The organism is Nitrosospira sp. CT (genome assembly GCF_059489795.1).
In genome coordinates, this window is sequence record NZ_JCAHZJ010000038.1 from 12,660 (window position 1) to 27,065 (window position 14,406).

Annotated in this window: 8 protein-coding genes; 2 read left to right on the forward strand and 6 right to left on the reverse strand. The window is 56.1% G+C overall.

What is annotated here, in order from left to right; all coding sequences use genetic code 11:
- Positions 1-43: 43 nt before the first annotated feature.
- From AC52W5_RS06245 to AC52W5_RS06265, 5 genes are all read right to left on the reverse strand, one after another.
- A complete protein-coding gene (locus AC52W5_RS06245; RefSeq protein WP_495670375.1) occupies positions 44-652 on the reverse strand; it encodes a D-glycero-alpha-D-manno-heptose-1,7-bisphosphate 7-phosphatase in 609 nt (202 codons plus the stop codon).
- Positions 643-1,374, reverse strand: a complete 732-nt coding sequence (locus AC52W5_RS06250) for an SDR family oxidoreductase (protein ID WP_495670376.1) — start codon at positions 1,372-1,374, stop codon at positions 643-645. The genes AC52W5_RS06245 and AC52W5_RS06250 overlap by 10 nt, the downstream gene beginning before the upstream one ends.
- Entirely contained in the window at positions 1,352-3,304 is a 1,953-nt protein-coding gene (locus AC52W5_RS06255) for a glycosyltransferase (protein WP_074972767.1), read from the reverse strand. Before AC52W5_RS06255 ends, AC52W5_RS06250 begins: the two co-directional genes overlap by 23 nt.
- A 489-nt stretch (positions 3,305-3,793) precedes the next feature.
- On the reverse strand, positions 3,794-7,873 hold the full coding sequence (locus tag AC52W5_RS06260) for a translocation/assembly module TamB domain-containing protein (RefSeq protein ID WP_495670377.1): 4,080 nt from the start codon (positions 7,871-7,873) through the stop codon (positions 3,794-3,796).
- A 6-nt stretch (positions 7,874-7,879) separates the two neighbouring features.
- Entirely contained in the window at positions 7,880-9,667 is a 1,788-nt protein-coding gene (locus AC52W5_RS06265; RefSeq protein WP_495670378.1) for an autotransporter assembly complex protein TamA, read from the reverse strand.
- 364 nt (positions 9,668-10,031) lie between these two features.
- Here AC52W5_RS06265 and ftsH point away from each other — a divergent pair, with 364 nt between their 5' ends.
- Positions 10,032-11,906, forward strand: a complete 1,875-nt coding sequence (gene ftsH / locus AC52W5_RS06270; protein ID WP_495670399.1) for an ATP-dependent zinc metalloprotease FtsH — start codon at positions 10,032-10,034, stop codon at positions 11,904-11,906.
- A 568-nt stretch (positions 11,907-12,474) separates the two neighbouring features.
- Positions 12,475-13,893, forward strand: coding sequence for a DEAD/DEAH box helicase (locus tag AC52W5_RS06275; RefSeq protein WP_495670379.1), 1,419 nt, complete (start codon positions 12,475-12,477; stop codon positions 13,891-13,893).
- An 87-nt stretch (positions 13,894-13,980) separates the two neighbouring features.
- Here AC52W5_RS06275 and AC52W5_RS06280 read toward each other — a convergent pair whose 3' ends face one another.
- Positions 13,981-14,340, reverse strand: coding sequence for a group II truncated hemoglobin (locus tag AC52W5_RS06280; protein ID WP_074972777.1), 360 nt, complete (start codon positions 14,338-14,340; stop codon positions 13,981-13,983).
- Positions 14,341-14,406: the final 66 nt, after the last annotated feature.

The window sequence follows — 14,406 nt, forward strand, 5'->3', positions numbered from 1 at the left end:
GGTCAAAGCAAATTTCAGGGGGCAATCGAGAAAACTGCCGGTATCAGCAGTGTGCAACCTCCCTGCGCGTCGCATCGCAGCCGGCGCCCTGACAAACAATCTCGGCGGCTTCCATCCAATCCGTTACCGAATACATGGGTTCGCGGTAATTACCCCTTACCCACTCCGTCTCGTTACCGTTATCCAGATGAATCGTATGGCAACCCGCCCGATTGCCGGCTTCCACGTCATTCAGGATATCGCCGATCATCCAGGAGGCTTGAAGGTACACATCATGATTTCTGGCTGCCTGTAAAATCATTTCCGGCATCGGCTTACGGCATTGGCAACCATCGGCCGGCCCGTGGGGGCAGTAATAAAAAGCGTCGATGGAAACGTCATATTCGGCCAGCAAGGACTGGATGCAGCGGTTAACAGGAAATAAATCCTTTTCCTCGAACAGCCCCCTGGCGATGCCGGATTGATTGGAAATGACAATCAATTTATAACCCACATTTTTCATATTCCGGAGTGCTGCACCCGCACCCGCGATCAATCGCACCTGCCGGGGATCGACGTTGTAGGGCACGTCGTGAACAAGGGTGCCATCCTTGTCGATAAACACCGCCTTTCCGGTTCCAATTTCTTCAGTTTCCTTAAGCACTACGGCCACGATGTCTCCCGCATCGGAAGAACCATTACTTCCGGGATCACTGTTTCGTCCGGTTGTGTGAGAACAAAATGCACGGTTTCGGCCACATTTTTTGGATCCTGGAGGACGTTTGGATCGGTATCGGGGAACCTATCCATGATAAAAGGCGTGCGCATTCCGCCTGCTATCACCGCAGTGACCTTGATATTGTCCCTGCGCCCTTCCGCATGCAGCGCATGACTGAAACCGAGCAGGCCCCATTTGCTGGCGTGATAGGCGCTTGCCTCGGTCCAGACCCGCTTCGCGGCTGTCGAGGCAATGTTGATGATATGCCCCCTGCCCTGACGCTTGAGGAGCGGATAGACGGCTTTCGACAACAGGAAGGGACCACATAAGTTGACGTCCACCACCCGGTCCCAATCCGTGACGCTTAAATCTTCAATACCGAGGGTCATGTCGGTACCGGCGTTATTGATCAGTATGTCGATGCGCCCATGTCCGGCCATGATGTCATCGATAGTCTGCCGGATATCCTCCGCATTGCGCACGTCCAGCACGAAGGGATAAGCAGTGCCGCCCTCATCGTTAATGGCCTGGGCTACGTTTTTTACCTTGTCTTCCTTGATGTCGCAGGCGCAGACAACCGCTCCTGCCGCGCCGAGCGTATTCGCAATCGCCTCGCCTAACCCTTGGCCCGCCCCAGTGACAATAACGACTTTGTCAGTCACATTTTGTTGATTCATGCTTGATTTTCCTCTTATTAACGTTTTTAGCCAGTCCCTGGACCTGGAAGTGCTTTATTGACCACTCTTCCGTTATCTGAATGGTATCCAGGTCGTCCACCACGATTTGCTGCTCGATCAGATGGCTCAGCACGTGGAGAACAAGCAGTTGTACTTCCTGGATGCGTGAAGTTTCGTTTGACGGAACGATGATGCTGACATCAGTCAGTTCGCTGGCAGGTCCACCTTCCTTGCCGAGCAGGCCGATGCAGAACATCTCGCGCCGGCGCGCAGTCCGGAGCGCCTTGACCAGGTTGACTGACTGCCCGCTCGAACTGATGACCACCAGGACATCTCCCGGCTGTCCGTGTGCTTCGACCTGCCTGGCAAATACATCATCAAATGTATAGTCGTTCGACCAGGCAGTCACAAAGGCGGTATCGGCAGTGAGTGCCATTGCGGGCAAGCCGCGGCGACCGTTCGCCTCAAACCGTCCCATGAGTTCGGCTGCAAAGTGTTGCGCTTCGGCGGCACTCCCGCCATTGCCGCAAACCAACACCTTCCCGCCACGAGCGAGCGATCGGTAAATAGCCTGGGCCGAATCGAGAGTGGCAAGGCGGATTTTCCGCCTGGACTTTTCAATAGTCTCTATTAATGCCCCGAAGGAGTCGTCGATGTACGACAGAGAATCTTCTTCGTCGTCTGCCCGCAGCGGGTTCTGCGTTGCAATCCGCTCGTACATGTTGGCCGTGAGATGCGTTGCCTTCATCCATGTGTAATTCTGATTGACATGGCGGATAGCGTTTTCCTTGAAATACGTCATGAGCTTGTTACTGCTCAAAAGCTCGATGATGCGGCGGCCAAGCGACGCGGGGTCGTTGGGTGGCACAAGAAAGCCCGTCCTGCCGTCCATGACCGTGGATTTAATGCCCCCGACATTTGAACCGATCACGGGCGTCCCGCAGGCCATGGCTTCAAGCGGGGTGATGCCGAACGGTTCATACCAGGGCGTGGTCGTGAATACGTCGCACGCGCTATAGTAGTAATGCAGCATGTCGCGCGGCCGGCGTCCGACAAACGTCACGAGATCGCCCGCACCCTCTGCTTCAGCCAGTTTTTGCAGGCGACCGATTTCAGGCGTTGTTTTTGGATCGGGCTCATCCGACTCCCCGCCCACTATCAGGAGGCGCGCTTCGAAGTTGTGCTCGCGCCGCATGTAGCCCAGCGCTTTTATGACGTTATCGACACCTTTTCGCCGCACCATGCGCCCCAGCTGCAGGATGATCTTTTCCTGGGGATCGAGTTTCAGCGCCATGCGTGCGAACAGCTTATCGAGAGGATAGATTTCATCCGGCCTGAATCCATTTGGAATAACCGTGATTTTTCCCGGATCAGCTTCATAGAGATTGACCAGGTCATCGCGATCCTGCGGGCACAAGGCAACAATCTGGTCAGCCTCTGCAATCACCCTTTCCTCGATGGCAAAGCCCTCGTCCGGGAACCAGTCATTCCCCCCCTGGTGAAGCCTCCGTACTTTTGCAAGAGCGTGAAAGGTAACGATGAAAGGAATGCCCAGTTTCCGCTTGATATCCGCCGCCACCAGCCCTGACATGAAGAAATGGGCATGAACGAGCTTGTAGCGATTATTTTCCGTCTTCATAAACCGCAGGATGTTCCGCGTGAAGGCGGGCATATGAGGCAGCAGCTTTTCCTTAGGGATGAACGTGACTGGCCCGGCTTCGACATGCACGATGCGTATGCCATCCCGCCAGTTGAGGATTTTTGGAACTCGCCGGTCGTCCCAACGGGTAAAGACGTCGATTTCGTAGCCGAGGGCGGCAAGATGCCGGGCCAGTTCAGCAACCGCGATATTTTGTCCGCCGGTGTCCGTACCCCCTATTGCCGCAATGGGTGAAGCGTGTTCACTGATGAGAGCAATTCTCTTCTTCATACTCCTCCCCTTTCATTGAAGCCGGTCACGAGGCGCCTGCCGGTAATGAAACAGAAGAAGGCACCTCATTCACACGAGAGCACTTCCTGTTTCGACAGGCCGGCGTCTGCACGTCCAGCTAGAGTATGTTGGATGCCGCAGCGATCGAGGACTACGAGATTTTCAATGGAGACACAAACTGCATTCCAATCTGTCTGTGCCTCTGATCCCAGATCAATCACTCAGCTCGAATTAGAGCAGAAGCCCGAATTTTAAGGACGAAAACACGCTCTCTCTGTTCGGTAACACACTCATCCTGAACAGCAAGGCTTTTCCAGTGGAAGACTGCAGGCCAGGCGAAAGGGGAGGCATTATTCTCCGGGCTTTTCGGTTCGGGTATTGGCAACTGAAGAATAAGCAGGAGGTATTCTTTTATGACGCGGATACGAGGTTTGTTCATCCGGCAATCAGATTGATTCCCGGTCTTTTTCGCACACTCGACGGATTCAATCAATCGAAACTGAGCGAATAAAGCACATCGATCGCATTATCCATTCCCGCACGGGCAACTAACGTGATCTTGGGAGTTAGCGCATAGGTGAGCTTCGTCACACCCGCCGCTGCGGCAAGGCCTTGTTCGTAGCTGATGTAAGCCTCCTTCGACAGGCGCTTGCCGATCGTGCCGATTTGTCCGGTCAAGGGATCGCTTCCCGCCTGCCGGATCGATAATTCGTCTACTCCCAATGCCCGGGTTATTTTATCGGTCACACCGCCGGATTGCCCGCCGAGAATGGAGCCGGCCGCGGCAAGCAATAATGAGGCGTCTGCCTTGCCTCCCGGAGCCCGCCCCAGGGTAATCCACGAAAGTTTCTCCAGATCGGACACGGCCGGCGTCGATACCAGCCGTATGACGGGATGACGCACACTGCCAGTCACTTCAACTCCTGCCACCACCGCCAACCCCTTGCGTACTGCACGCACGTTCAGTGCCGGATCGTCGATCGAACCTTGAAAGCTCACGATGCCTCGCTCCACAGTCAGGTCCTGCCCATAGGCCTCGAATTTCGTATCCTGCGCGGTAATGGTGCCGACAGTGCGTAGCTTCTGTCCGGGCTCGCCCCTCAAGTGCAATTGTCCGGCAAGCCTGCCCTCCAGTCCTGATGCATGAATGTAGAACCGCTGGCCCAGATCGAGGGTAGCTTCAACATCGATGCGCAATCCGCTGCGCTCGGAATGCTGTCCATCCGGCTCGTCCCGGCCGATGATAATCACGTCATCGGGCAAATGAGGACGGCCCGCGGTAGGCTGCGCCAGCATACCCGCGTTTGCCATGAGGTTTCCTCTGAGGGTGAGCATATTGTGTTCCAGCGTGGCATTACCGCTTCCCGAAGCAATGATCCAGCGATCAGGCCGTTGAGCCAGCGGAACAAGATTGGCGGTAATTTCGACACTGCCGCGCTCTCCGGTAAAATCCATGACTCCCGACGCCCGCAAGGTACCCGGTCCTTTTGCGAGTTCCAGATGCCGCACCAGGGGGTCCTGCGGAGGTGAATAATGCGGCGCCGAGAAATCCAGGATGTCCATGTGAAGGGACTCCTCGTCAAAATGCGCGGCGAGCTTTCCCTGTTCAAGCCGCACCCCGTGCTCCAGCGAGGCAACCGCCAGATTATCTCCCTGTATCTTTCCTTCCAGACGCGGCTTGCCAAACGTCCCGATCACCTCCGCCTGCAATGCGGCTGCGCCACCAGTCTTGATGCTGCTGTCAATGGCGGGACCCGCCCAGGAAATATCCTGCATTTTGACAAGGATATGGCCGGAGAGGGCGGCATCCTGCAAAATTGTCCAGTGCATCCCGGACTCGGCTGATCTCGCCAGCGGCATGGAGACAAGAGCGTTCGCCTCGCCCAATCGCTTGCCTCTTGCAGTGAGTTCTGCGGTCAGTTGGCCGCCTGTGGCTCGGGTAGACAACTTGAGGATTTGCAGCCCCAGCGGTAGTGGCGGCTCGCCCGGCAATACCCAGTCACCTCCCTCGCGTTCGATGTCAATAAAACCCTTCAGTTGACTACCGACTGAAATATCCCATTCTCCGTGCAACCGGAGAGCTTCATGACCCGCTCCCCGATCGGCTTCATACACCCTACGCCCGTCCGTGCCTTCGTTTTCGTTTGCCCGTGTAGTCTTTGCAGTCTTTACTGCCTTCACTGCCGCCACACCCCCCGCAGCCTCCTCAGACTTTTTTCCTCCAGTCCCGGGACGCAGCCCAATCCCCGAAAAATGCCCCTTTGTGCTCCACCTTTCAGGACTCCAGTCGATTTCGCGAATCTGGACCTCGCCTCCCGCAATGCGGATATTCGATAAGCCGAGTGATGCGTGGCTTGAGCCAATCCGCACGGGAGAGGTATTTTTGAGGCTGAATGGAACTCGGCCGGACCCGGACAACTCCACCAGTTCCCCCGCCCACTCGGCATCCCGCCACTTCCCCCCCGTTTTGGCGAGCCCGCCTCTGCTGCGGAGGGACAAGCTCTGATCATCGACCAACTGGGCAGAAACCTGGATCTCGTGTTGTGAAGTATTGCCCCCCACTTCCACACTGAGTTGTTGCAGACGCGGATTTGCCTGGAGCCGGTAATCCGCAGCCAGAATCTTTAACGCGATCGCATCGCCGTGCAACCTGCCATCGGCAGTGAAATTACCCAGATAATGTTCATCCGGAATCTTGACGCCCTTTCCGGTGGCGGAAAAGCTTAAATCCGGCAATTCAAGCGGCTTCTCGATAAAACTGGCGGAACCGCTTCCCATTATTGCCTTCGCCATGAGTGAGCCGGCAAGTCCGTATCCGATTTGCGCCAGCGCAGGGGCATTCAGTTCAAGCTGTAATTGGTCGCCTGGCCGCCCATAGCCGCCGTGCGCCCGAAGCTGGTTCGTACCGAAGTGCAGTTCAACCTCTCCTTTAGCCCGGCCGAGCCCTGAAAACTCGATACGGCCATTGCCTGATACTGGGTGTTCCGCAACGTGACTGTTGGAGATTGCAAACTGGGCTATACCCGCCGGTTCTGAAACTTTCCGGGCGGACTCGCGCGCCTCCCCGCGAGTCCCGGCGGAGCCTAGCTTACCCGCCAGTTTGAGGGTCGCGTTGAGATCGGTTCGAGGCGCCTGCAAAACCGCGGAGATATCGAAGCGCTGCAAGCTGCCCGCCAGGTCAAACTCCCGCTGCCCGTTCAACTCCATCCTGGCCTGACCGATGAACAGGGACTGTCCATGGTTGAGGCGCACTTTTTCCAGTGTCAGCACATCGTCCGCCAGTGTCATATGAGCACCCGCACTCAGCTTCCGGTCATGAAGCGCCAATATTCCCTGCTGGCTCTTCGCATCCCCGCTGAGTTTCAACGATCCACTGACATTTGTAGGACGCACGCGCGTGTCCAGCCTGGCCATGTTAACCTGCCGGATGCGGAAGTCCGCCGATCCGCTTGCCTGCTTGAGTTGCCATACGACATCACCCATGATCGACCCGCCGCCCGGCAGCAGCAGTTTCAAATCATGAAGCTGGAGCACTTCCGCTGACAACACGGAGTCCGCGCGCGCCTCGAGCACCGGGAGACCGCCCGTATCGAGAGCAGCAGGCTTGCTGTTTTTAACGGTCAAGGTGCCTTCGAGTTGTCCCCCCATTTTTTCATTCAAATCTGCCTGCAAATCAAGCCTGGCCTGAGGCGCCGTAGCTGAAAAAACATGAGGATCCAGACCGCTCAGTGACAACCGTAGCCCAGCCACGGCGAACGGGGCAAAGGGGCGCAGCTTTGCGTTCCCCTCCCCTGCCAGTCCGGCGCCCTCTCCTTCGATTTTCACGTCGATCTGTGCCAGATCGCCACCAAGGGTGGCATAAATGCGTGCTTCCGATTTCCCCGTCAACGTATGGTTTTGTTGTCGCACTTCAGGGATGGCAATCCCTGCCAGGACTACCTCGCCTTCCAGATGAAAAGGCTTCACGCCTTCCAGTTGAGCGGATGCGGTCAGGTGCCCATAGTCGAGCATGGCGCGCAGTTCCGGAATCTGATGTATGTGCCCATCACTTGTCAATTTCACGGCAAGGTCCAGCGCCCGAAAAACCGGGGCACCCTCTTTTTCGCGCATCACACGGAGGACGCCGATCTCGAACTTGCGCACATCCAGTGATAAGGGTAATTCCAGGTTATCCGGTTGTGTTGCCGGTTCCGGGGAAGGGGATGAAACCACTTCCACTTCTCCCGCTGTCAAGGCGATGATTTTCAGGTGGCCTGACCGCAATGCACCGGGTTCCCAATCCAGTTGCACGTCCCGTGCGACGATAAGCAGGTTTTCCCCGGAAAAGCGCACGCGCCGGACGCTGAAGGATCGGGACAGTTTTCCTTCCAGCCCTTCAAAAGAAATGCTATCCGCGCTCAGGCGAGACAGGGTCGACCCGAGCCAGACGAGGCCCGAGTTGCTTGTGACCAGCCAGAGAGTGGAGCCCACGACCGCAAGGAGAATGAAGATCGCCGCCAGCAGCAACCACTGCCACCAGCGGAAGCTTGGGAAGACATGCCGGATTCGCTGTTCGCTTGGAGGCTTCATACGCTGTCAGAACGCCACGGCAATCGAAAAATGAAAACGGAGTTTTCCGTCCCGCTGCCCGCGGGCAACATCCACCGCCAGTGGCCCCACAGGACTGCGCCATCGTATCCCTCCACCGTATCCGACGGCCGGATTCAGCCCGCCTATGGTATCGGCTGCATCCCCCACATCGGTAAAGATGGCAGCCCCCCAGTTACGCGTAAGCCAATGATTATACTCAATCGATCCCGTGAACATCACCCTGCCTCCGACCACAGCGCTGCCTTCCCGCACGCCTAAACGCTGAAAAGCGTATCCGCGAACGGATTGAATACCGCCTGCCCTGAAGAGATATTCCTGGGGAATGCCGAAGCGTGAAGGAGCAAAGGTGTACCCCACCTCGCCCCGCAGAAGCAGCACGTCGCGCTTGCCCACCGGATACCAGAACTGATGTCTTGCATAAGTCCGCAAGAAATCCTGATCGGACAGCAGTTCCCGCTTACCACCCCCTATGCGCAATTCCGAAACACTGCCATCCCTGGGAAATAACGGGTTATCCACGGAACGATAGCGCAGATAGCCATCCAGCACCAAGGTCTGGTTGATCTGCTCCAGGCCCCCTTCTGGCTCCCGGTTTTCCCGCTGCCAGTTCAATGAAAGCCTGGTTTCAGTCTTGTCCAAGAGCTGGTTGCGACTGACGCCGACTTTCTGGCGTATGGTTTCCAGTTGCTGGATGAAGGTCCTATCCCCCGACGCCCCCAGGGAAAACCATGTTCCCGACGCATCCGCCACGCTGTCGATTGAGCCCGTCAGGCTCTGGCGTTTCTGCTCGATACGCAATCCACTGTTGAGCCTCAAGGCGCTATTCAGAAAATCGTTATTCGTGTAAGTGACCTCGCCACGCGCACCCGTATTGGAACTGTAACCTGCGCCGAACCCTACTCTCTTCGATTTCGCCTCTGATAGCACTACCTCTACCGGCGCCCCCTCATGCGTTGCTTCGTCAGGTTGAATATTGACAGCCGCGGAACTGAATTGAGGCAGATTCTGCAATTTCGTCTGGAACGAGAGTAATTGATCACGGCGATAAAGGTCCCCCGGTTTAAATGGTGCAAGCCCGCTTATGAGTGAGGGTTCATAGCGATTAAGTCCTTTTATGTCGAGATCGCCAAAGCGGAATGCCGGCCCGGAGTTCACTATCACCATTAATCGCGCCTGCGAAGAATCAGGGTCTATCTCCGCCTTGCTTTCCTCGATCTGCGCTGCGACATAATCCTCTCCCGCGACACTGGATAGCAATACCGATTTGGCCTCTTCCCAGGCAGGGGAGCGAAAGGGCTGGCCCTCCCTGAGTGACCAGGCAGATCGCAGCTTTTCAATCCGTGCGCGCCTTACAGGCTCATCAACACCCAGATCTCCCTTGAACTCGATATGGACCTCGGCAACCACTGTTCGCGGTCCCGGTGCGACTTCCAATTGCGGTAGTGCCTCGCTGGATGTGGAGAGATGCAATGTTATCCCAGGCATGAAATAACCTTCGGTGGCGAGCAGTTCGCTGATTTCGCGCTGGGCCCGCCGCATGAAAGTGGCGCGCGCCGTTTCGTCTTCCAGAGGCTCCGTCGGCAGACGGAAATGTGTCTTCAGCAGATCCGCCACGGGTTCCGGAGCGGAAAGCCTGATGGAGGGGGACGGAGCGTCTCCGAAGAGTCCCCCGAAGAGACCCGCTTCGACCGTGCCATTACTCAGCATGAGCAAAATGATCACGCCGAGATAAAGACACGCTTTATCTGCCAGAAGAGAAAACAAGAATTTCAAGACGGACAAATGCGAGAAGGGCTGTATAAACACTACCGGAAGCCGCGAATGAAAGGCAGGCTTTGCCTGTAAACCTGCGGGATAAGGTAAAAATCTTTGCATCCGCAAGCGGACCGCCAGAATCAAAGAATAGCAGGCCAGCGATATAAGCAACTTTCCTGAGTAAAGCGCATCCGGTGCGGTCGCGTCAAGCCTTTGCTGAGCAAGCTCTCTCCATCCGCCTATCTCCTGGAGCGGCGCCTTGCGCTACAGATCGGTATATATACTATGCTGAACAAAGTCAGGCATTTGACTGTCTACGAATATAACAGTACGAGAGTAAGGATATCCGATGGATAAAAAGGATAAAAAGCCCCAACTTCCCATGGACAAAAAAACCCAGATCAACTTCTGGTACGTCATTATTGCGGTACTCGGCATTCTGCTCATACAAAGCATGTATGCCCGCTATACCAAGGTCGAGCCCATCCCTTACAGCCGCTTTCATACCCTGCTGGACGAGGACAAGATTGCGGAGATAGCCATTACCGAAAACCATATTTATGGCACCCTGAAAGGGGAAGGCGCCGACGGGTTGAAGGATTTCGTGACCACGCGGGTGGAACCTGAGCTGGCTGATAAGCTCGATCAACATCACGTGACGTATACGGGCGTGATTCAGAGCACCTGGATGCGCGATCTGCTGTCGTGGCTATTACCGATGGCGATTTTTTTCGGGATATGGCTGTTTATCATCCGCCGCATGAATCCAGGCGGCATGAGCGGCGGGCTGATGTCAATCGGCAAGAGCCGCGCCAAAGTTTTCGTGGAGAAAGAAACCAAAGTGACTTTCGCAGACGTGGCGGGGGTGGATGAGGCCAAGGAAGAACTGGAAGAAGTCATCAATTTTTTGAAGGATCCTGCCGGATACAGCCGCCTGGGCGGGAGGGTACCCAAGGGTATCCTGCTGGTGGGACCGCCCGGTACGGGCAAGACGCTGCTGGCTCGTGCTGTGGCAGGCGAAGCGAATGTTCCGTTCTTCTCGATCTCCGGTTCCGAGTTCGTAGAGATGTTTGTCGGGGTTGGAGCCGCCCGGGTGCGCGACCTGTTTGAACAGGCGCGTCAGATGGCTCCCGCCATCATCTTTATCGATGAACTGGATTCGCTTGGACGAGCCCGAGGCGCCTATGGGCTTGGGGGTCATGACGAGAAGGAGCAGACGCTGAATCAACTGTTGGCCGAGCTTGATGGTTTCGACCCTAAAAGTGGCGTGGTGCTGCTCGCAGCGACCAACCGGCCCGAAATCCTCGACCCCGCCCTGCTGCGGGCGGGGCGATTTGACCGCCAGGTGCTGGTGGACCGACCGGACAAACTGGGGCGAGAGCAGATTCTTGCTGTGCATCTGAAAAAGGTGAAGCTCGATCCTGATGTAAAAAAAGAGCAGGTCGCAGCTTTGACGCCGGGGTTTACGGGCGCTGATCTCGCCAACCTGGTCAACGAAGCTGCCCTGCTTGCCACCCGCAGGAATGGCGCCGCCGTGACAATGGGGGATTTCAATAACGCCATTTTGCGGGTGGTAGCCGGCCTTGAGAAGCGCAACCGCCTGCTCAATCCGGAAGAACGCCGCGTAGTCGCGTTTCATGAACTGGGACACGCCATGGTGGCGCTCGCCTTGCCAGGAACCGATGCGGTACACAAGGTTTCTATTATCCCACGTGGAATAGGCGCGCTCGGCTATACAGTGCAGCGACCGACCGAAGACCGGTTTCTGATGACCCGGGCAGAACTGGAAAACAAAATGGCGGTGATGATGGGCGGACGAGCGGCCGAGCGTGTGGTATTCAATGAAATATCGACGGGCGCATCGGATGACATCGTCCGCGCGACCGACCTCGCCCGTGCCATGGTGCTACGCTATGGAATGACCGAAGCGCTCGGTAATGTTGCCTATGATCGCGAACGCTCGCAGTTTCTGCAACCCGGCATTCCCATGCCGCAAAGCCGGGACTATAGCGAAGATACGGCAAACACGGTTGACAACACTGTGCGTGCGCTCGTCGATGGCGCGCTGGAGCGAGCGATAGAGATATTGAAAAACAACCGCGCGCTGCTCGATCGTACGGCGGAGGAGCTGCTTCAGGCCGAAACGTTGAATGAACCCGAGATAGAGAACCTGAAACGGCAGATCACTGCCAGGCCCGTGCTTCCTCGCACCGAGACTATCCCTCCGGAAAGCGACAAAGTCCTGGAGAAAATGTAGGCTTCGAATGCTGACTTTGCATGACTGATTGCCTATCTGGAACAGACCTACAGGGTCCATTCCAGATAGGCATCTCAATCAAGCCGCGCATGCATTTATCCACATAAAAAATTTCTATACAGCTCCAGTTTCCTGTATACTCCGCGCTTCGGCGAAAAGCCCTAATAGCATCACGGCTTTTCTCGATCCATCGTTCCTGACCGTTTCAGAGCTTTTTCGATTTTCAAGTTTCCAGCGGAAATTGGCGGCACCGTGGTTAGCGGCGATGTTTGGAACCCTGGGTCAACCCTTTATGGGTTGTTCAAGCGGTTTCTTATGTATGTGCGCTGGCCGACCAACAGCCCGTCCGTTTTCGGGATACGTCCTGCTTGCGCGCTTGAGAGCGCATCCAAGAATCAATATCAGGTCACCTGACTCAGCCACAAAATGGGATGGAAACATCCCTGTGCAGAACTCGACAATCTTGTCGTAACTCTCTTGACGCAAGATCCTTTCAAGTAGAGGCTGAGGTACGGAAACCGGATTTTCATGAGGATGCACACTTTTTCATTCAACAGGAAAAAACAACGTGTCTTTTGAAAGTTTGAATCTCCATCCGCTCATTCTTAAAGCCATCAATGATGCGGGCTATACCTCGCCTACCCCCATTCAGGAACAAGCCATTCCCGAATTGCTGACGGGGCATGATGTCATGGCATCAGCCCAGACCGGCACAGGCAAAACTGCTGCTTTCATGTTGCCTGCTCTGCACCGGCTGGCTTCCCCCTCCCAGGTGCGTAGCCGCGGACCCCGCGTGCTGGTATTGACGCCAACGCGGGAACTTGCGCTCCAGGTATCCGAAGCCACTGCCAAATATGGGAAGTACCTCCCGCGGGCGAAAGTGGTGAGCATACTTGGTGGTATGCCTTACCCGCTGCAGAACAAACTGCTCTCGCAGATGGTCGATATTCTTGTGGCCACTCCAGGTCGGCTGGTCGACCACATCCAACGGGGGCGGATTGATTTTTCGCGCCTGGAAATGCTGGTGCTGGACGAGGCCGACCGCATGCTCGACATGGGCTTCATAGAGGATGTTGAGCGAATCGTATCGGCCACCCCTGCAACCCGCCAGACCTTGCTGTTTTCAGCCACCCTGGATGGTGCAATGGATAATGTGGCTGCGCGTCTGCTGAACTCGCCGAAGCGCATCCAGGTAGCCACTTCCAAGGCCCGGTTGAACAATATCGAACAACGGCTGCATTACGTGGACGACATTTCCCACAAAAACCAGTTGCTGGACCACCTGCTTCAGGACATAGCGCTCAAACAAGCCATCGTTTTTACCGCTACCAAACGTGATGCGGATATGCTCGCCGACAGTCTTTCCGCCCAGGGTCATACGGCAGCCGCCTTGCACGGGGACATGAGCCAGCGCGACCGCAACCGTACTCTCGTAAAGCTGCGCCAGGGCGGCATAAGAGTGCTGGTGGCGACCGATGTAGCCGCGCGGGGAATCGATGTGGCGGGCATTACCCACGTCATCAATTTTGATCTGCCGAAATTTGCCGAAGATTATGTGCATCGCATCGGGCGGACAGGACGCGCTGGCGCGTCAGGAATTGCGGTTTCATTCGCTTCCAGCAAGGATGGAATCCATCTGAAAAAAATCGAACGCTTTACCGGCCACCGCATTGCTTCGCATGTCGTTCCCGGCCTGGAACCACGCGTTAAACCCCGCTCTGGCGGGGGTGTACAGCCTAGAAGCACACCTAGTGTCGCCCATAAACGCAGCCGTACCTGGTCCAGTGATGTTCCGCACCGGAGCAACGCTTATAGGTCCGATGGAGACTGGAAGACTGGGCAGAGCCGTTCACCTGCCGGTAATCGAGATACATGGGGTAATACAGCGAGCAGTACCAGAGCCGCCAGAGCCGGTAGCGGAGGGAATAGCAGGCGTGATTCATTGGGAAACACGACCGGTTCCAGCGCTTTTTTCAGGGGGAAGTAGGCGTTTCATCCATGTTCTGAAGGACCAGCGGGAGGGAAAGCAGCGGGAATTTCCCTGCCCCGCTATTCACGCAATCCTTCATCAATTTTATTCCGGCTGGTTGCGCATGAAGTCCGCGGTCTGATCGAACGCCATGGCGAGCTTCTTGCGCAAGGCCTCATCCAGCTCGATATCCACCATCGCTCGATACATGCAGCCCAACCACTGATCGCGCTCTGCAGCGCCGATAGGAAAAGGCATATGGCGGCTGCGCAGGCGGGGATCGCCATACTTGTCGGTATAAAGTGTCGGTCCCCCGGTCCAGCCCGAGAGGAACATGAACAATTTCTCCCGGGAACTGGTCAAGTCCTGCGGATGAAGCTTGCGTATGCCGTAATAGTCGGGATCCTCATCCATTAGGTCATAAAAACGGTCTACCAAGCGGCGGATGACTGCTTCCCCACCCATCCGTTCGTAAGCTTCTATAAGGTGCACTTCATTCTCCTTCTTTCCTTTAACCAGACTTTAACCAGA